This window comes from Glaciihabitans sp. GrIS 2.15, from assembly GCF_035984695.1.
Lineage (GTDB): Bacteria > Actinomycetota > Actinomycetes > Actinomycetales > Microbacteriaceae > Lacisediminihabitans.
Map to the genome: position 1 here is coordinate 1 of NZ_JAXCHU010000012.1, position 18922 is coordinate 18922.

Genomic DNA, 18922 nt, shown 5'->3' on the forward strand with positions numbered 1-18922 from the left:
GCCGAGGACGTTATCGCCGGTCGGATCGACATGCGAAAGCGCGCAACCTCATAGGTCGAAGTTTCACACCGCAAGCCCGCAACGTCACCTCGTCTCAGATGAGCCGTGAGTTGCAGAGCATGTCAAAGGAACCGAAATTGGCGTTCACAACCGCCACGCTGATTGGCTGCACCGTGGCCTTGGTCGTGGTCGTGACGTGTGTCACCACTATTCCCCTTGGGCAACGAAGACGGCAAAGGACCTGACCTATTCAACGCGGATAAGGCCCGTGCAACTGATCGTCGTTTTCCCCGTCAGATACGCGATGTCGCACAGTCGAAGGAAGTGGGGAAGCGGTAACAAGTGCAACGCGTATTTACACGGGACCGTCTGTCTCTGCCGTTCACGCCGTCACTGCTGCCAAACGGCCGACGGTGTTAGACAGAGTTCGCTGAGGGCGGTGCAGCTCACAACTGCGCGCCGAGCGAATATCGCCCGTCGGAGAAGGCAACTATCCGCGTCACAACCTGTAGAAGGTAGGCAACTGGTCACGGTTTGCCGCGGGATCGCCGATTGGCCAGGGTTACACGCTTCGACGCCCTGAAATCATTCGAATCAGGAATGCGATCACGGCGAGAATCAACAGCACCACACCGACCCAGAGCAGGAAGTTGAGAGACTGCACGAAGCCTCCGGTGATTAAGAGCACAATCGCAATAATGGCCACAATTACAAACAAGATGTTCATCGGACCACTCTCCGTCGTCTATTTGTTTGGGTTTACCGTACTCCCCGACGCCGCGCCGGGAAAGAGGCCAATCGCCTGAGAGTGTCAACCTAAGTCGGACCCATGAGGGCAATCTAAGCGGGACCCACCTGGATCGTTTGATTCAGTTTGGCTTGTCGTGTGGCGGTGTCGGAGGACGATCAGGCGGCCCAGAATGCCGATGGCGAAAACGCCAGCCCCGATACCGATCGAGGTGGGTGGGAGAGCGCCGACCAAGACGAGACAACCATCCTTCGGCACGGAGAGCAAACATATCCTCAGACGTTTAGGTCACCCGACGTATGCCAATGATCGTTCGTGAAGACTTTTTGGATAAGTTGTGGCTTTCCCGGCCACTTCAGTTTGCTGACGGAATGAGCGCGGGACCCCGAATTTTTGGTGCCGCCTGACCTGGCCGTCGAGTGCTCGTTCGCACTGCTGAGGTTTCGAGCATGGGTAGCTTTAGGCTACCTGCCAGCTTTTTCTCATCCGGGTTGACCTTTGGTCAGCCCTCGGTAGGGTGAAAAGGGAGTCAGCAACTGGCCCATCCGTTGAATTAGCACTTGGAGATCATCATGCCCAACGCTATCGAGACTGTCGATGTTAACGTTCCCGTCACCGTCGCTTATAACCAGTGGACACAATTCGAGGAGTTTCCGAAGTTCCTGAGCTTCGTCGAATCCATCACGCAGGTGAACGACACCCTCACCGAGTGGAAGGTCAAAATCGGCGGTGTCGAGCGTGAGTTCGAGGCTCAGATAACCGAGCAGCATCCGGACGAACGCGTCGCCTGGAATAGTACCGGCGGCCAGGTCGACCACGGGGGAGTGGTCACGTTCCATAAATTAGCGGAGAACGAAACGCGCGTGACGGTGCAACTCGACTGGGAAGCCGCCGGGCTGATGGAGAAAGTCGGGGCCGCTCTCGGCGTCGATAATCATGCCATCAAGAAAGACCTGGCGAACTTTAAGGAGTTCATCGAAGCGAAGGGAACCGCCGATGGCGGATGGCGCGGAGATGTGCAGGCCTGATGTGCGGGCCTGACGTGCAGGCTTGTCGCTGCCGTCAGATCCACATACGAGTTTTGATGGGCCGTCGAAAAGCGAAGTGCAGAGAAGCGATGTGCCCTGGCGAACAATAGGATTCCTATCAGACCACAGGGGACATATGGAATTGCAGCTTCAAACCAAGGCTCAGGCTTTCGTCCTGTTGGACGCATTCGAGACCGATCTTCGTAAATGCTTCGTAGCCTTCATCGTGGACCATCTTGAGTACTCTGCTGTCCTCGGAGATAGTTACGACGACGTTCTCTCAAGAGCGATCGCAGATGAGCATGGTGACGACGACGATTTGGTCCAGTACCTATTTTTGAGACAGGTCTACGACTTGCTTATCAGGTACAAGAACGACATTCCCAGAGACTTGGGTGACGAGCTAACGACGAATGTCGGCAGCCTGCCGCACTTGGTCGCCGTTCGTAACAGGGTCATGCACGGAAGACCGCTTGAGATCGATGACCTCGAGTCGATAGCGGGGCTGCTTTCGAGATTCAGTTCACGACACTTCGAGCTCACCAGATCAACTCGGGACCGCCTGACATCAGACCCTCTCTGGGACCCGCCGTTCACCCCGCAACCTGTTCGATTCGAGCGCGTTCTCCACAACCTTCCAATGGCTGATTTCGACGAGACGGGCCTCGTTGGTCGGGGACCTGAGTGTCAGTCGATCAAAAAGCTTATAGAGGGCCGCAGGGATCGCATGGTTACAGTGACGGGTGAAGGAGGCATCGGTAAAACGGCACTTGCGTTGCAAATCGCATATTCAATCGTTGATGATCCTTCTACTTCCTTCGATTGTGTGCTGTGGGTTTCTCTGAAGAACGAGATATTGACCGCGGACGGAGTCAGGGCACTCACGGGGGCTATTCAAGATATAGCGGGCGCATCGTTAGCGATGGGGCAGGTGTTCGATACGTCATTTTCGGGATCCATCGCCGAGCTTGCAGAGTACCTAGAAGGCTTCAGCGCCCTAGTTGTGATCGACAACTTAGAGACGGCGCAGGGCACCGAGGTCCTGGAACTTTACGATGCTCTCCCAGGCACTACCTCGTTCCTTTTCACCAGCAGAGTAGGTCTCGGGCAGGTGGAGCGCCGGTACCCGTTAGGTGGACTTGACCCCAAGTCCGCAACGCTCCTCCTTAGGAAGTTCGCTTCGAGACGACGCGTTTCCGATTTAGCCTCCTCGCCCCAGCAAGTTATTGACGCGACGCTCGTGTCGCTTCGTTTCTCTCCATTAGCAATTCGCTGGTACGTCCTAAGCGTGGAAGCAGGCGGTACGCCGACTGACGTCATTCGGAATCAGGGTGAACTGCTGCGCTTTTGTGTGGATAACGTTTACGAAGCGCTGCAGCCCAGCGCGAAGCTGCTCCTAGTGATTCTTCGTTCACTTGATCGACCGATCTCGTTCGATGAATTAGCTGTGATCGCGGAGTTGCCTATTGATGAACTCCGGGCGAGCTCGCAGGCGCTATCCCGCGGGTCCTTGGTTGTTCGCCAGCCTCCTACAGAAGACGTGGGAGAGAAACTTCAAATTAGTGCTACCGCTCGCGCTTATCTCCCGCGTGTCGACTACGCATCGCCCGTCCTTCGGGGCGTTGCGGACAGGGAGGCTGCTTACCTCAGCGACCGAGAACGCCAAAGCCTCGAGGCAAGAACACGCCGCCTAGATGCAAACACAGTCCACGTCCGCAATACGGATGATCAGCCGACTGCTCACCTTCTCCGATTAGCCCTTCGATTCGGGTGGAACGAAGAGTTCACAAAAGCCGACTCGCAAATCGAGCGCGCTCGTAGCTTGAACCCTACGTTCTACGAAGTGGATCGGGTGGCTGCGTTCATTTTCGCCAGCCAGAGAGATCTATATCGTGCTGATCTCACTTACCGTGACGCTCTGTCCCTTGCGCAGCAGCCCGCCGAGAAAGCCATAGTTGCCTATTTCTTCGCGGGATTTCTCGCACGTCAGCAACATGATTTAGAAGCAGCGATTCGACACGCGGAACAAGCTCATCGAACCCTGGAATACCATGACACCGCGCTTCTGTTAGGGAATGTCTATGTCTGGTCGCACCGGTTCGCGGAGGGTCAGGAACTCCTTGAGTTCGCCTTGGACGCGCCCAGCACCAAGATGAAGCGAATTGTCACAACCTCTATCGTCGAAAGTTGGCGGAGGTGGGCTGAAGCCTCTACTGAGAGCAGAAATCCATCCGACGGTTTTAGTAAGGCCCTCGCCGGTGTCGCAGTTGGACGACAAATGATTTCGACGGGTGTGCAGGACCAGAAACTTGCGGCTTCGGTATTGTCAGCTTTGCATCAGGCGCTCAAAGCCATGGAGCGGATTAGCGACATAAGTGCTTTGGACCAAGAGCGGCTCTCGAACGAGCTTCAATTTGTCGCCGAGTGGATATCGCTCTTTCGAACTTCGAGCGGATGGGCGCGTTTCTACGAGCAACTTGTACGCGTGGGTCGAATCCTGCCTGCCGGCAGCTCGGTTTCGACAGTGTTAGCGACGCTAACGCGTGCGGACAGATCCCGCGCGGAATCTGATTCCTTTGCCAGCACGTCCACAAATACAACCTTGGTGCTCCGAGGTACCATTCAGACGATTCGCGACAACTTCGGTTTCATCGGTCATCCGAAGTATCCGCAGGGGATCTTCTTCCATTTTGGCTCCTTACCGCAGGGGTTTATAAGGGAGTCCTTGTCGATCGGTCAGCAGGTGGAGTTCGAACTGCAACTGCAAGAAGACGGTCGATATCGGGGTGTGAAATTGTCTCCGCTTTCGTCGATGTGAAATTAACACAGGTCCGAGACTTGCCTGCTCAACCGGTTCCGCAGAGATTTTCAAGCAAAGCCGTATTGGGGCCGCACAGGCCCGGATACATCTTCGACCGGTCGCGCCGGGCGCTGCAATACCCGAGCCCCGCAGCCGCTCCTGCGTTGGTCCGACTGGAACCGACCTCCGCGCGCACTACAACGCAGCGCTGAAAACCGTCAATCGTCCGTTAGTGAATTCAACGCGAAACTGAGCCTCGCTTCCAAGGCTTTCAAGGCCGCACTGCCTTGATCGGTTTGCCGTAATGACCATCGACGTGTTGATGATCGATACCGCCGTCAGACTAACAACACTTTTCCGACTGCTTCTCGAGACTCGAGAAAACGGCGTGCTTCGGTCTCGTCTTTGGCGGCGAAGATACGAGGCGGCTGAACATTCACCGACCCAGCCTCAATCGAAGTGAATAAATCAGCCGCCCGCGTCTGGCGTTCTCCCGGCATTGTCAGCGCGTTTCGAAGGGTTCTTCCGGGCAGAGTCAGCGAGTGATCCAGGAGAAACGCCGGATCGATCGAGGGGAATGGGCCGCGTCTGCTAGAGCAACCGAGCTTCTAGCCCGGCTATGAAAGCTACGAGTTCAGCATCAAATTCACTCACCCGGATTGTCTCCGCCAGCCGCCTTGCGCTGAAGGTCTGACCGCCCGCGGTTACGACTTGAATATTCACGAGCCGCAGGACTTCTTTTGCTGGCGCGCTACTGAGTCGCCCTTCAAACGTCGACCAACGGGAATCAAACAGCTTGTTGGATATTTCGATTGTCGTCTCGACTCGTTCGCCGCTGTCGCGAGCGCTAATCGCGACCGTGTTCATTTGAGCACGAACATGACCACTCTGCGACAAAAGCGCTGTTTCCAAGAACTCCTCTATCTGATTCTGAGTCAGGCCCGTGAAGCGCGCGATCGCCGCTGGAACGAGAAGATAGCTCTCCAGCTCCTTCTTCCGCCAAACATGAGCAGAGACGGAACTTTCCGCCATCTTCTCCTCTAGATCTGACGCATCTTCAAGAGTACGAAAATCGCGATCGAGCAATAAAGCGAGGTGGACGTCATCGCCCAGGAACTGTCCCTTTAGCCAACCAAATGACTCAACGCTCGGCCAATGGGAATAACCGCCGATGGGCGTCACAGCAATACCCCGCTCGGTTGCGAAATTAGTCGCACCTAGCCTCTTTGCAATAATGCGCAGAATCTTCATATCCTGGCCTTCTACGAATAGCGCCACTCGCGCCTTCAGCGCCCGAGCGATCGAGAGATTGAATGAGCTGCCCAGCCAGTTCGCTAGTTCAGCCAGTTCAGAACTGGTCGCGATCCTTTTCGCCCGTTTCAGACGACGTTCCACCCAGGTTAGGTGCGACTGATCGGACTCAGTTGCTACCTCTGAAGCGTGCGACGACATGATGACCTGATTGCCGCTGCTTTCCAGCACTCGGACAAGCCTGCGCTGCAGGTCAGGGTGAAGAAATACATCGGGCTCGTCGAGAACGATAGATCGACCGTCTTTACTTCGCCAAATGTGGTACAAAATTTGCAACCATATCTGAAGCCCGTCTCCTGCCCAGTAAAGCTCCTTCCGGACGCGGCTTTCGGCGTCTCGAAAGTAGAGGTCCACATATGGCTCTTCTCTCCAGACCTGCTCAAGATGAATTTCAGCCAACTCGGGAGTGCTTTCAAGCGCGAACGAGATGAACTCGGAGTATTGCGCAGGATTAGAGGTTTCGAGAATCCGAAGTGCGTTTCTAAAATGTCTACTCGAAAGTTTCGACTCGACATGTTTAGCGACGTGATCATTCGACAAGACTTTTTCTTCGCTGTCGAGCGGAGTTAGCGTTGGCACCAAGCCAACTGGCGAGTAGCCCTTGGTGGTATCGCTAGTCCACTCAGGTGGTACTCGGTTTCTGGGTAGGTGGTACTGGCAGCGGGTTGCGGATCACGGCCAGCACCACCCGGGTGTGGTTATTCCCAGTGGTTCTTGTCGGCGCGGGCGTTGTCGTCGCGGAGTTTGCGCATGTCGACGCGGCCGCGGTTGATGGTGCGGGAGTGGTTCGCGAGCCGGTTCACGATAGAGTCTGCCGCGACCCGATCGGGAAGCGCTTCGACCCAGTAGGCCGGCCCGGACTGAGACGCGATCACCGTGGGCAGGCGGTGTTCCCTGTTCGCTAATACCGCGAACAGGTCGCTGGCCGCGTCGCTGTCGATGCCGACGGTGAGGAAGTCATCGATGATGAGAAGGTCGACGTCGGAGAGCTCGTTGAGGAGTTTCTGGTGGGCGATGGAGTCGCCTCGACTGATGATCAGCCGGCGGGCGAGGTCGTCCATCCGTGCGTAGGAGACCGAGTGGTCGCTCAGGCAGGCACTGATCCCAATCGCGCAGGCCAGATAGCTTTTGCCGCCCCCGCTGGGCGAGATGATGAGCAGATTCGTGGGATCTGCCCGCCAATCGTGGGCGCCGTATCGTCGCATGCGCACTGGTGTGATGCCGCGGCCGTCGCGGTAGTCGAGTTCGGCGATCGAGGCGTTGGGGATCGGGAACCTGGCCTGCCGGATCAATTTCTCGACGCGGGTGTGTCGGCGCTGCTCGAGCGCGTAATCAATCGCGGTCAAGAACAGCTGTTCCGGGGTGAGGGTGTCGTTGGTCTCATCCTGGATGAGTTCCTCGAATCGGGTCGCGACGTGGGTCACGCGCAGCGCCCGGAATTTGTCGTGATCGATGCTGGTGAACATCAGTTGTTCTCCTCGTCGCGGGTGTAATGGGAAGCATCACGGACATAGACGTCCAGGAGGGTGTCGCGGAAGGTGACAGTGCTCACGGGTTTGCGGGTCGAGGCCGCCGGAGTCACCGGGCCTGGTCTTTTGCTGTCGCTGTCGATGGCGGCCATCATTCGCTTCAGCGTTGAATACGTGGCATAACCATGCTGGTTGATGAGCGTCTGGCAGGTGGCCTCCAGCCGTCCTCGGTTCCTTTTGCCGAGGCCCTCAAGGATGTTTTGGCAGTCCAGATATCCCTGCGCCTCGATGGCCTGCCGGTCGAGGATCTGATCGATCACCGTCACCGTCGCCGGGCCGAAGGATCGGGCCCGATCCACGAACCAGCGTCTGGACCACAGCCCGTCCATATTGCGATGCTGGATGGGGACGTGCTCGGGGAAAGTGGAATACTGACCCTTCCTGCCCTGCTTTCTTGTGTGTTCGCAGACGATGTCCTGGCCGTCGAAGACCGTCACCCGCGACGACGTCAGTCGAATGCGCAGCAGTTTGCCCGCCAGGGCAAAGGGGACGGAGTAGTGCTGCGAGTCGCAGCTGAGATGGTAGTTCCGGGCGACTTTGAGTTCTTTCCATTCCACTTCCTCGAACCGGTCGACCGGCAAGGGAGCGAGTCGAGCGGCTTCCTCGGCCTCGAATACCTCCCACCGAGTGGTGTCATTGGCCCGGCGGATGTCGTGGTTGATCTCCCGCACCCGTCCTTCGATCTCGGCGTTCAGTTCGCTGATGGTGGTGAAGACGTCCTCGGCCAGGTAGCCGATGACGCGTTTGTTGACGACGTTCACCGCCGACTCGACGGCTGCTTTATCGCGGGGACGGCGGACACGGGCGGGGACGACGGCGGTGCCGTAGTGGTCGGCGAGTTGTTGGTAGCGGGCGTTGACGACTCGCTCCGTGTCGCCTTGGGTGCGTCGATGGGTGGCGGTCGTGGGGTTGTCGGGAACAAGGATCTGGGTGACGCCGCCGAAGAATGAGAATGCCCGAACGTGGGCGTCGAGCCAGGCGTCGGACTTCATGTTCGTCGTTGCGTGGCAGAACAGCGCCCCGGAATACGGCAGTACGGCGACGAAAAGATAGGCGCGGGTGATCTCACCGCTGACGCCGTCGACCAGGTCGATCGTGTCGCCGGCCCAGTCGATGAGCATCGCCCGGCCGGGCTCGTGCTGGAGGGTCGCGACCAGATCGTTAACGCGCAGGTGCTCACCGAACAGATGGCAGTACTGCGCATAGCCATACTTCTTGGCTTGCCCACCAGCGCCGACATATTTGTGCCAGCCCTGCTGCAGGGTGAAATGCCGGTTCGCTTTCATCGACCGCAACACCGCCGCGAAGTCCGTGGCCTCGTACTCCTCCGATACCCGTTTGCGGCCGTCAGGAAAAAGCGTCTGAATGTCGGTGTCAGTCATCGACACGACCGACCCAACCGTGATGCCGCGGGCGGTGACGGTTTTCTTCACTACCGAGATGTCTCGCCGGGAACACTCCGCAACCTCGACGATCTCGTTATAACTGCGCCCCTGAAGCACAAGCTCCATGATCTTTCGGTAGTTGGCCATACTGCTCCCTCTGGTTCGAAGCAGCGACACTGATATGTCGCAGCTCCAGCCAGAAGACCGCAATTACGAAGCAGTACCAACTACCCAGAACGAGGGGTACCAACTACGTGGACTGGAGATACCAACAAGGGCTACTCGCCACCCGGCCGCTCCAGCTGTACCTTCGCTCGCGCTGCAGTCGTGACATCACCCGTGGGCGAGCTAACCCAAAAAAACGGTGCATTGTCGACCGGCCAGACAAGGTGAATTAGCGCGCCCGAGCTGTACTCCAATTCAACGCGGCTCTCTTTCTCCTCAAATTCATGCCGGATGTTTTGGGAGACAAATCCATCTTCCGGAATGGATGAGACGTACCAGCCACGTACCGTTCTCGTGCCGTCTCTAAACACGTCTTTTGCGCCAACCCGCATCGCCAATTTCGCAGCCGAATTGCCTATCTTTATGGCGCTGATAATCGTGCTTTTGCCCGCGTTGTTCGGACCTATCAAAAGAGCGCCATTGCCGAAAGCAATATCAAATTTTCGAAAGCCCTTGTACTGAACGAGAGTCATTTTTTTGAGCACGGCTATGTCTACCGCAGACACTTAGCCATAAGAGCGAGGACCGGAGGTGTCTCTTGCGATCTCGTCGACCGAAATAGGCGCCGCCTCTAACGCGATATCTCGGCACTGCGGCAGCTAGCTACATCACAACCTGACCATCCCTCGGGCGGCGTGCTTCTTCTGTAGATCCCCTCCGCGGATCTCGCCACGTCCTCCGACTGCATGGTGTTGAGGTCATCGTTTGGTTCAAAAGCACCTTCGCCAAGCCCAATACGTCGAGTGTGCGATATCGAGATCTGGCCTGGGCCAGCGCCAAGACCTGGCGCTGAATCAAACGAACCGCGAAGGCGCCGCGAACAGTTGTGTGTTGAGTGTGGTCGCGGTTGTCGTCGTCGTTATCGGGCTTGCATAAATTCAAAAGACGCTGAGTCTACCCAGCAGCTTCCATGGGTTCCACGCGATACGGCAGCCTGTTTTCGACGACAAAGCGGCGGCGTTCCGGGGCCCTCAAAACGATCAAATCACGAAAATATGAAGTGCCACTAGTTGATGACGCGATGACAAGACCTGAGATGCAACATTTTGAAAGTGGATAAGGCGCTCGCTCCGCGATCGGCTTAGAGCAGTTTGAAAACTTCTTCGAAGTCAAATCGCCAGCAATAACGCGACAAAAATCTCATGCATTCTTCCGCTCATCGCGAGCGGACCGATCAAGACCCCAAGTTTGTCAGGGGATTTTTCTTATTCCTCAGGGGATTATCACTTTCAGTAGGCGACTCCATCCATGCCACAACTGGGCTGCTGGAGTACTTAGAGGAGCCCGCAAAAATACCTGATCAAAGACCCATTCCGGGATTGTTTCGATTCTGCTTCGGCTGGCTCCAAGGCTGGGTTTTCGGCCGTCGATGTCCGGATTTTTTGACGACTTACTCCGCGGTGGCCAGTTCGTCCGGTAGCGCGAGCGCGCGGAGGCGGTGCGGCGCGACTTCGTGGCCGAGCGTGCTCTGGCCGAGCGCCAGGCGCGCGCCGCACAACTCCACGACTTCACCCACCCGACTACGGGCCGACACCGACCGGCCGAGGGCTCGGGCCGTAAGCCCTACAGACCCATCCCGTCCCGTCGGACGGTATGGCCCGACGGCGCAGTACCGAACTTGCTCAGGTCTGGTAGTGCGGGGCCGAGCCGCGGCTTGCGATCTTTCGTATCGTCGTCGCCGCCCCGGTTGCTCCGCTCCGTCAAAGCCACCAGCGCGAGGTGCCGGTCGGCCGTCCAGCAGACCAGTCGGCCCTTCTCCTTCGCCCGGCCGAGGATGCCCGCCTCAGCCAGCTCGGTCAGTGCGCGGTGCGCACCCGCGGGCGACACGTCCAGCCGGGTACTTGCCGACTCGGCGGTGAGCACCGGGTCGGAGGCGAGGGTGTCGAGGATGCGCAGCACCACCGCGTCCCGGCGCGGCACCACCGGGCTCAGGCCACGGGCGCGGCGCAACCGCACCAGATCCTCGCGCACCTGAACGTCCAGCGCGGCGATGTCCTCAGAGAGCCGAACGGCATTACCGGCGGCGTGCTCGGCGGCCTGCGCGAAGCCGATCACCCATTCGTCCAGCTCGGGCGGGTCGGCCCGGTAGCCGGTGAGCCCGGCGATGTAGGAGTCGGTGTCGCCGGCGAACACGGTGCTGATCGGAATGAGGGTGTTCCGCAGCGCGTCAGCGCGGCGCAGGACGGTGTGGATGAGGGCGCGCCCGGTACGGCCGTTGCCGTCGATGAACGGGTGGATCGTCTCGAACTGCGCGTGCACGATCGCCGCCCGCACCGGGGACCAGCCCGGGCCGCCGACCCAGTTCTGCTCCTGCCGCAGCCCGCTCTCTAGGCCCGGCTCGATTAATTTAGGGCTCCTTCAGGGAGTAGTCAGATGTATTGAGGAAGCACTTTGAGTCTCTCCGACGCAGTGTCGGCGGTCGAGATGTTCGAGATAATTGGCCGCGCTAAACCGGGTAGCGAGCTGGACCGGATTGAGGAATTCTTCATTCGGCAAGAAGGTGGCCCGACTAACCTCAACAACCCGAATGGCGGTTTGGCTAACGTGCGGCACCAGATGAGTGGTCCCAGATACGTCGGAGCAGGAGGTGACCCGTGGTGATCAAGCGCCCTAGGATCGGTGACGTCTTCACGATCCCGACAGGAGATGGTCGGTTCGGCGTCGGCCAAGTCGTCGCGACCTACGGGAAGGACGCCTACTTCTTTGCTGTATTCGGACCCTTAGTGTCAGCCGCCGACTTGCCAACCCGGCTTATCGAGGTACTGGCCGGTCCCGTGGAATTGCTCGCCCTATCCTTGGACGCCAAGATCCACGCAGGCCATTGGAAGGTGGTGGACTGGATCCCCGTTCGTGACGATCTACCGCTTCCCGCGTTTAAAGAGGCGGTGGCGTCGGCCGACCATTTCGATGTAGTGAATTACTCGGGCTCTCAGCGACGGCGAGCAAACAAGGATGAGGTTGCCCGACTGCCCAACCGAAAGATCGTCGGACCCGTGCGATTGGAGCGAGCGCTCCGGGCCAGCGCGGGTATTGAGCCCTGGCTGGATGCGTTTGACGAACTCAGGCCACGTGGGCTGACCTCCAGGGAGGCCTTCCGCTGACGCGCTTCCCAATCCGCCGTCGAGGGGGGAAGCCCCACCGCCTGTTCGTAAAGATCGGGCTCCCTGGATCGGAATGACACGAACGGAGGCGGTACGCAAAACAGATCAAGCAAGAGCTTGCGCTACAAGCGTCGCCAACATCGGCTCTGGCCAAATTCGTTGACGATGGATTGCGGCTCTCAAATCAAGCGAAACGAACTTCTCAACAGCAAGTCCCGGGAAGCGACTGAATCGGTAAATCGCTGAGATGGCCTTCAACTCCACGGTCACTCCGTCAGTTGACGTTCCGCTTACGGGCATTCGATCTGGCTAGAACTCGAAAAGTTCGGTGAAGTATCCTCGTGCTAATCTCACCGCATGAGTTGGGATAATTCCGCCGTCGGATTCGTCTGGTTGACCGTCGCGATCCTCGCCGGTGGATATGCTCGCACGCGAAATCGATCTGCATGGACGTGGTTTCTTCTGACGCTGTTCCTGGGTCCCCTCGCGGCGTTCTTGCTTGTCACGTGGCCAGCCCGTGAACCCAGCACCACGGATATCACAGAGACAACCACTGGGACATCAGCCCGCTGAGGTTCCCGATATGGGAACAGGGCATGAGTTTCGATTGACCGTTTGTGTGTCCCGGCCAAGGCCTATGGCCCGATTGCGTGTCCGTTTACGAACGATCCCATGGGGTGGCTAATCGGCGTATAGTCGGGCAACGCTGGTACTACCGACTGAGCTTCGATCGGACGTTATGTTGGCCTTTATTGTCGGCATCCTTTTTGTCGGTACGGGTCTTGCGTTATCGACGCGTTCGGGGATCTTCGAGGCTCGAGCCGCAGGCGATCGACAAATCCCGCTATGGAGAAGCGATCAAAGTTACCGACGGCCGCGGGCCAGCGTGCTTATGCAAGCAGCGGCGGGACTCCTCGTCGGGATTGGGGCCGTCTTCTTATTCATCGTCTGGGGATCGGGCGCCATTCTCTTGCTCAGTTTGGTGTATGTGCCCCCATTCGTAGTCGTCGCGATTCACAACAAATCCACCCGAGGGGGCAACTAGCACGCGATTCCGTAGGAGTCCCGCTTCTGGCCTTCTGGCCCTCTGGAGAGCCTCTGCTCGGCGTGGGGGTGAACTCCAGGGTGCGAGGATTGGGCGGTGATGGAAGAGAACGCTGTGCTCAGGGGAGATGATGCGCGAGTCGGTGAGCTTCAAGGGCAGGGGTGGCGGGTTGTCGCCCGATCCTGGGGCGCACGGCTGAACGCTGCCGATGTGGATACTGTACTGCTGAGCACCATCCTCGAGCACGTCCGGATGGACGTTCTGGTGCGTGAGCTCGAACCCTCCGACAGGCCGGCAATTATGGCGCTGGACGACACGACGATTGGTGACTATCCGGGAGGTGTTGCCACCATTCACAACGTCCTAAGCCCGCAGCGGGCAACCGTCAGCGGCATCCGCCGAGGATTCGGAGTGATCACACCGGACGGCGAAGTGATTGCGATGACATTCGTCGATGTCGACGGCACACAGGTCGAGACCGACTTCACGGTCGTCGCCAAAGAATGGCGTGGGTGCGGCCTGGCCACGGCAGTCAAGGCCGCCTCGGTGCTGGCTCTGCTGCTCGACGGTGCCAAGTGTTTCCGCACAGGCGGATCGCATGACAACGTCGCAAGTTTGGCTGCTAACACCTCGTTGGGGTACACGATCGACGAGGCCTGGCTCACTCTGGCGGCACCCGCCTTGTAGCGGGTTCGACCATCGCATCCTGGTAGAAAGACCATCGTGCGTCTCGCCGTAGTGAGAAACGGTGCTCACGACCGACGGAGACTGAGTAACTGCTCTTAGACGAGTTCGATGAGACGGTTCGCAATCGACTCGGGGCTGGGCATCTCTCTGAAGGCGCGAGCAAGTGCTCGGCCACGATCTCTAAACGAACCGTCTTCCAGCAGCAACCTCAGTCGATCAGCGATCGTGGTCGGGTCCAGCTCATCCTCTTCGAGCGCCACAGCTACCCCAGCACCGACAAACGCATCAGAATTTTCGAACTGATCCGCGGCAACGGGCAGTGCGATCTGTGGCACGCCGGCGACTCCAGCAGCCAGCATGGTTCCCGCGCCTCCGTGGGAGATCACGACGGCTGCCCGCTCCATCAGAATGGCCTGAGGCACGTAGGGCTCAATCCGGATCCGACCCGGTGTGAGATCTGCGAGCATCGCCCGTAGTGGATCGAGATCTATACCGCGACCGACCGTGACGACGGCATCCACATCCACTGAAGCGAGTGCGCCGACAATCGCCCTCCAGGGGGCCTGTGGACCATTCTCCGTGCCGTACGTCGCGTAGACAAATGGCCGCTCAGTCCCGGTGGACTCCAGCCAATCCGGAAGATCACTCGACTGGCCAGCGGCCGTAAATGGCTGCATGTCGTGGATGGTTGCGCCCAGCGGGCGTTGGCCAAGCGGAGGGGCAAACGGGTGAAGGTAGGCGTGAGCGTACATTCCCAGGTCACGAGGGACATCGAGTCCGAAGCGCGACCACAGTGGCGCAACCGCCACCACACCAGCCGCAACGACCGGCCCTGGCAATTCACCGCTGAAAGCAACCGTCACGCTCGGAATACCTTTCGACGTCGCAATTGGCGAAGACGCAAGTTCTGAGGTCTCGTGCACGACCAGATCGGGCCTGAACTCCTCGAACAGAGGCACGAGGGCTTCCATCATGACTGGACCTGCAGTGGTTGCGAAGAAGCCAGCGAATGCCACCGGTCGGCGCTCACGCGGTGGGATGGCGAAGGCGTTGGGGCTGTTCTGGAGGAAGCGCCGTGCACGTTCCGCTGGCATTAGTCCGGCCGGACTGGTGGCTATCCCCACTCCTTCGACAATCGAACATGAGGCCGGTGCCGTTGCCCAAAGGACTTCGTGACCTTGACGCTGCAGTTCGAGTGCGAGCGGAATCACGGGAAAAATGTGCCCTACGCCGCCAGTGGTGCTCACCAGTACGCGCACGGCAGTCCTCTATTCCCATCGATCTAAGGTCTCAGTCATGAGATGAAATGAACCATCAGTACCAAACGGTGTCAGTACGGGCATCCGCACATACCGGCACACTCGCACCGTCGCGGACACTCACGCGTACTCTTCGGAAACAGGGCCTTCTGTTGCGGAGCAATATTGATGGTGTTCGCGATCAACGATCAAACTATGGGCGCAAAGTCGTGACCTGTCAAATGAGTACTTGAACCGATCCTTCTCGGTTGTCGTCGCGGGCGAACACGCCCATCTGTGACGATGGGCCGACACGGGCCTCCTCACCGAGAGGCCGCAACCGAACGCTATATCCGTGGTGGTTGCCCACCCGCTTCACCCAGTCGGCAAACTCGTTTTACATCCACTCGAACCGACGGCCCCGGTGGGAAACGTTGAGCAAAGGATGCCCAAGGACGACCAGTCCTTCATGATCTCCCAGTGTGATGTGCAGCCCGCCGTGATGCCGTCCGGCCAACGACCGGCTAGCGGGACGATCAACACCGGTGGTGAACAAGATCGTCAAGCGTTCCGCTGACCGTCCCCGTCTGACACAGCATCATCAGGCTCGGCAGTCGCGCGGATAAGCCCCGAATCGGTCGCGTTCACCGTCCGGCTTGCGGGCACGTGCTGCAAGTTGGCCGGAACGCGCAGCGCGGATTCCCTCATATACCTGACGCAAAATATGGCCACAAGAGCGGATCGAGGTCACGCTTGACACGGTCGAGTACACGCCGAAGACCGCGTGGGCGGCGATGAGGTCCCCGCCGTGGTGGGGCGTGCGCATAGATACGCACAGAGTCGCCGGGAGCGCGGCGGGGTGACCGGGTCGGCCTCCTGCCTGGTCCGGAATGTTTGTGCATTCCCGAAGGTTGCTGGTCTTATGGGAACTAAACCGGGAAAGCTTCCGCCTCAATTGTCACTTTCTCTGACCGGAGCAGGCTCGACGGACGACCTCTATCTGGGTACGGGCGAGGGCGGCCGTTTCACGCTTGTGGTCTTCTATCGCGGGCTGCATTGCCCGGTCTGCCGACGACAGCTGAAGGAACTGGACGAACGGCTGGCCGAGCTTCGAGCGGTCGGAGTCGGTCGAGTCGTTGCCGTGAGCATGGAGTCTGAGGAGCAAAGTGAACAGGTCGTCGCTCGCTGGGGGCTGAGCTCGTTGCCAGTGGCGTGGGGGCTCACGGAACAACAAGCGCGGGAGTGGGGGCTGTTCATCTCCACTGCGATCAAGGAGGGGGAGCCGTCCGTGTTTAGCGAACCGGGAATGTTCATCCTTGATTCCGATGGCACCGTGTATTGGAGCAACGTAGCGAGCATGCCGTTCGGGCGCCCGCCCCTCGACGACATCATCGCCGGAATCGTCTACGCCAACGATCACGACTATCCCGCCCGCGGCTCGGCCTGATCATGCGTCCTCTGCCTTCCAAATGGGATCATCGCTTCGCCCAGGGGGACACACTTGCCCCGCTTCACCGGGTCGGGGCGATCGGGGCAGCGTGACGATCCCGACCCCGCTCACGCCAACAGGCGCAAAACTCGCGAGCCCTGCGGTGGTCTTGGCAACAGTCGCGGATCGTCGTTGCGGTGAAGCATGGCTCGCATGCGGGCGATCAATTATCGGTCGATCGTCGCATTAGATTCACTGGTCTTGGAGGCGTCGCCGGAGAGCGTCCTCAATATCACCCTGTAATGGAATGCCCGCAAAATGAGCGCCGGCTCGATAGATCCGGCAAGCAAGGTCCGTTGTGCGGCCGTCACTCGGGAACAGGTCGGTTCCGTCCACCAAAATCGTCGGCGAGCCAGCGAACGGTACCTGTGAGGCATCTTCTGGTGTGCGCAATTCCACGAAGCTCACCTCCGTGTTGGATACGCCGAGGTCTTTTAGCGCGGTGCGAATCCGGGAGCCTGTCTCTGCCCAGTTCGGGCAGTCCTCAATGTGAAGTACTGAAATGTCCATGAGGTCAGTGTGCGCCGAAGCGGGACCAATCAGCGGTATCGCCCGAGGCCTGATCTTCGGAATGCTGATGGGGGTCATGGGAATGTTGGCCATGATCGCCAGCATGGTCGGTTCGAATGCTCTGTAGGTGGGCTTCGCCATCCAGATGACGATGTCCGTAGTGATTGGCATGGGACTTACCGTTCCTTTCGGCAACCGCCTGCTGACCGGCTACCTCAGAGGAGCGGTTGTGGAAATCGTCTACGGCGTTATCCGCTGGATCCTCGGACTTCTGCTAACCATCCCGATGATTTTCGAAATGCCACCGTTCAGCGTCAGTGCGACCAGCCTTGCCTGCCTGATGGGTCGCATGCTCTACGGGCTTACCCTCGGAATGCTTGCAACACGAGTACTGAGGGGGCGAGATGACCGAGGAGGTGAACATCCTCCCCAACTCGTCTCCGCCTGAGCTTAATCCGCACAATGTTGAGAAACTCCACCACTCAGCGGGACGTGACTAAGGACATACCGCGATCCCGCTGGAATCGCCCGGCCGCCAATGCGATTTCAGTTAGCGATGCGCCCACGGTGGAGTTAGAGACCTGTAACGAAATCCCCTATTGCGCTGGCATCCCTGAGGGGGATACTGGTGTGGTCGGTCCCGCGACAGCGGTGTCGAGAAACTTGAGCAACGATGCCAGGAGACCGGATGACCATGATGCAGTCGACTCTCGAAGAAGCTGTAGCGCAGGTAACGGCGATAGCCGCCGCCCACGCCGAACAGGTGGATATCGATGGCGCCTACCCCGTTGATTCAGTCGCGGCCCTCAGGTCGAGCGGGCTGCTCGGCCTGGTGATCAGCGAGGATGTCGGCGGCATGGGGGCCGGTCCAGTCGAGTTCACGGAGGTGCTGGGCGCAATCGCGGCGGCGTGCGGCTCGACCGCGATGATTTATCTGATGCATGTCGCGGCCGCGGTGACGGTCGCATCCGCCCCGCCGACCGCGATGCCGGACCTCCTTTCGCGAATGGCATCGGGCGAGGTCCTCGGCACCCTGGCGTTCAGCGAGAAAGGGTCGCGCTCACACTTCTGGGCTCCCGTGTCTGAATCTGTCGCCGACGGGGACGATCTCCGCTTCACCGCCTACAAAAGCTGGGTGACCTCGGCCGGCTACGCCGATGTGTACGTGATGTCGTCGCAAAGCGCGGTCGACCCGGAGACCGTCGACCTGTATGCGATCCCGGCTTCAACGCCAGGTTTGGACATCGCTGGTCCTTGGAGCGGACTGGGGCTGCGCGGCAACGCGTCGAGCCCGATGACAGTAGCGGTAACTATTCCGTCCAGCTATCGCCTCGGTGAGCCGGGCAGCGGGTTCGGCACGATGATGGCCACCGTGCTTCCCTGGTTCAACCTGGGCAACTCCGCAGTGTCGCTCGGGCTCTCCACCGCAGCCGTTGATGGCGCTGTCGCACACGTGACCGGCGCCCGGCTGGAGCATCTGGACCAGGCGCTGTCCGCGTTACCGACGATCCGGGCACAAATTGCGAAGATGAGCATCGCGTTGATGGCGCAGAAGTCGTACCTCGCCCAAGCAGCCGCGAAAGTGGCGAGCCCAGCTGACGACACTCCACTGTTCGTGCTGGGAGTGAAGGCCTCCGCTAATGACGCCGCGCTGACGATCACCGAATCGGCGATGCGGGTGTGTGGCGGGGCGGCGTTCTCGAAACACCTGCCCATCGAGCGGGCTTTCCGGGATGCGCGCGCCGGCTCCGTCATGGCACCGACCGCAGATGTGCTTTACGACTTCTACGGCAAGGCCCTCACCGGCCTTCCGCTGTTCTGAGTTT

General features: G+C 59.2%; 16 protein-coding genes. 7 read left to right on the plus strand and 9 right to left on the minus strand.

The genetic code is table 11. The features are described 5' to 3' along the window. Positions 1-562 precede the first annotated feature (562 nt). The gene (locus RCH11_RS15070) at positions 563-727 is read right to left on the minus strand and encodes a hypothetical protein (protein ID WP_327057841.1); all 165 of its coding nucleotides are present in this window, start codon (positions 725-727) and stop codon (positions 563-565) included. A gap of 593 nt (positions 728-1320) precedes the next feature. On the opposite strand from RCH11_RS15070, the gene RCH11_RS15075 reads away from it, so the two are divergent. Both RCH11_RS15075 and RCH11_RS15080 read left to right on the plus strand, forming a co-directional pair. Beyond that, the gene (locus tag RCH11_RS15075; RefSeq protein WP_327057842.1) at positions 1321-1776 is read left to right on the plus strand and encodes an SRPBCC family protein; all 456 of its coding nucleotides are present in this window, start codon (positions 1321-1323) and stop codon (positions 1774-1776) included. A gap of 136 nt (positions 1777-1912) precedes the next feature. Next, positions 1913-4594, plus strand: a complete 2682-nt coding sequence (locus RCH11_RS15080; RefSeq protein WP_327057843.1) for an NB-ARC domain-containing protein — start codon at positions 1913-1915, stop codon at positions 4592-4594. Positions 4595-5167: 573 nt separating this feature from the next. Here RCH11_RS15080 and RCH11_RS15085 read toward each other — a convergent pair. From RCH11_RS15085 to RCH11_RS15110, 6 genes are all read right to left on the minus strand, one after another. After that, complete coding sequence (locus RCH11_RS15085) at positions 5168-6466, minus strand: ATP-dependent nuclease (protein ID WP_327057844.1); 1299 nt, start codon at positions 6464-6466, stop codon at positions 5168-5170. 119 nt (positions 6467-6585) lie between these two features. Then, the gene (locus RCH11_RS15090) at positions 6586-7353 is read right to left on the minus strand and encodes an ATP-binding protein (RefSeq protein WP_327057845.1); all 768 of its coding nucleotides are present in this window, start codon (positions 7351-7353) and stop codon (positions 6586-6588) included. Then, entirely contained in the window at positions 7353-8948 is a 1596-nt protein-coding gene (istA, locus tag RCH11_RS15095) for an IS21 family transposase (RefSeq protein WP_327057846.1), read from the minus strand. Before istA ends, RCH11_RS15090 begins: the two co-directional genes overlap by 1 nt. A gap of 131 nt (positions 8949-9079) precedes the next feature. Further along, on the minus strand, positions 9080-9532 hold the full coding sequence (locus tag RCH11_RS15100) for an AAA family ATPase (RefSeq protein ID WP_327057847.1): 453 nt from the start codon (positions 9530-9532) through the stop codon (positions 9080-9082). Between the two features lie 884 nt (positions 9533-10416). Next, positions 10417-10542 (minus strand): hypothetical protein, encoded by a 126-nt coding sequence (locus RCH11_RS15105; RefSeq protein ID WP_327057848.1) that lies wholly within the window; start codon positions 10540-10542, stop codon positions 10417-10419. 47 nt (positions 10543-10589) lie between these two features. Then, complete coding sequence (locus tag RCH11_RS15110; protein WP_327057849.1) at positions 10590-11300, minus strand: Fic family protein; 711 nt, start codon at positions 11298-11300, stop codon at positions 10590-10592. Between the two features lie 323 nt (positions 11301-11623). On the opposite strand from RCH11_RS15110, the gene RCH11_RS15115 reads away from it, so the two are divergent. After that, the gene (locus tag RCH11_RS15115) at positions 11624-12127 is read left to right on the plus strand and encodes a hypothetical protein (protein WP_327057850.1); all 504 of its coding nucleotides are present in this window, start codon (positions 11624-11626) and stop codon (positions 12125-12127) included. A 1144-nt stretch (positions 12128-13271) separates the two neighbouring features. Then, on the plus strand, positions 13272-13859 hold the full coding sequence (locus RCH11_RS15120; RefSeq protein WP_327057908.1) for an acetyltransferase: 588 nt from the start codon (positions 13272-13274) through the stop codon (positions 13857-13859). A 95-nt stretch (positions 13860-13954) separates the two neighbouring features. On the opposite strand, the gene RCH11_RS15125 is transcribed toward RCH11_RS15120, so the two are convergent. Beyond that, positions 13955-14953 (minus strand): glycosyltransferase, encoded by a 999-nt coding sequence (locus tag RCH11_RS15125; protein WP_327057851.1) that lies wholly within the window; start codon positions 14951-14953, stop codon positions 13955-13957. A gap of 1099 nt (positions 14954-16052) precedes the next feature. On the opposite strand from RCH11_RS15125, the gene RCH11_RS15130 reads away from it, so the two are divergent. Beyond that, a complete protein-coding gene (locus RCH11_RS15130; RefSeq protein ID WP_327057852.1) occupies positions 16053-16544 on the plus strand; it encodes a redoxin domain-containing protein in 492 nt (163 codons plus the stop codon). 234 nt (positions 16545-16778) lie between these two features. Here RCH11_RS15130 and RCH11_RS15135 read toward each other — a convergent pair whose 3' ends face one another. Further along, positions 16779-17237, minus strand: a complete 459-nt coding sequence (locus tag RCH11_RS15135) for a hypothetical protein (RefSeq protein ID WP_327057853.1) — start codon at positions 17235-17237, stop codon at positions 16779-16781. On the opposite strand from RCH11_RS15135, the gene RCH11_RS15140 reads away from it, so the two are divergent. Both RCH11_RS15140 and fadE16 read left to right on the plus strand, forming a co-directional pair. Further along, entirely contained in the window at positions 17224-17544 is a 321-nt protein-coding gene (locus RCH11_RS15140) for a hypothetical protein (RefSeq protein ID WP_327057854.1), read from the plus strand. The two genes, RCH11_RS15135 and RCH11_RS15140, sit on opposite strands and share 14 nt — an antisense overlap. 240 nt (positions 17545-17784) lie before the next feature. Next, entirely contained in the window at positions 17785-18918 is a 1134-nt protein-coding gene (fadE16, locus tag RCH11_RS15145) for an Rv1679 family acyl-CoA dehydrogenase (protein ID WP_327057855.1), read from the plus strand. Positions 18919-18922 lie beyond the last annotated feature (4 nt).

What these genes read in the sequence shown, in the direction of transcription:
- RCH11_RS15070 (WP_327057841.1), bottom strand. Translation starts at nt 727, where the DNA reads ATGAACATCTTGTTTGTAATTGTGGCCATTATTGCGATTGTGCTCTTA.
- RCH11_RS15075 (WP_327057842.1), top strand. Translation starts at nt 1,321, where the DNA reads ATGCCCAACGCTATCGAGACTGTCGATGTTAACGTTCCCGTCACCGTC.
- RCH11_RS15080 (WP_327057843.1), top strand. Translation starts at nt 1,913, where the DNA reads ATGGAATTGCAGCTTCAAACCAAGGCTCAGGCTTTCGTCCTGTTGGAC.
- RCH11_RS15090 (WP_327057845.1), bottom strand. Translation starts at nt 7,353, where the DNA reads ATGTTCACCAGCATCGATCACGACAAATTCCGGGCGCTGCGCGTGACC.
- istA (WP_327057846.1), bottom strand. Translation starts at nt 8,948, where the DNA reads ATGGCCAACTACCGAAAGATCATGGAGCTTGTGCTTCAGGGGCGCAGT.
- RCH11_RS15120 (WP_327057908.1), top strand. Translation starts at nt 13,272, where the DNA reads ATGGAAGAGAACGCTGTGCTCAGGGGAGATGATGCGCGAGTCGGTGAG.
- RCH11_RS15125 (WP_327057851.1), bottom strand. Translation starts at nt 14,953, where the DNA reads ATGCCAGCGGAACGTGCACGGCGCTTCCTCCAGAACAGCCCCAACGCC.
- RCH11_RS15135 (WP_327057853.1), bottom strand. Translation starts at nt 17,237, where the DNA reads ATGGCGAAGCCCACCTACAGAGCATTCGAACCGACCATGCTGGCGATC.
- fadE16 (WP_327057855.1), top strand. Translation starts at nt 17,785, where the DNA reads ATGACCATGATGCAGTCGACTCTCGAAGAAGCTGTAGCGCAGGTAACG.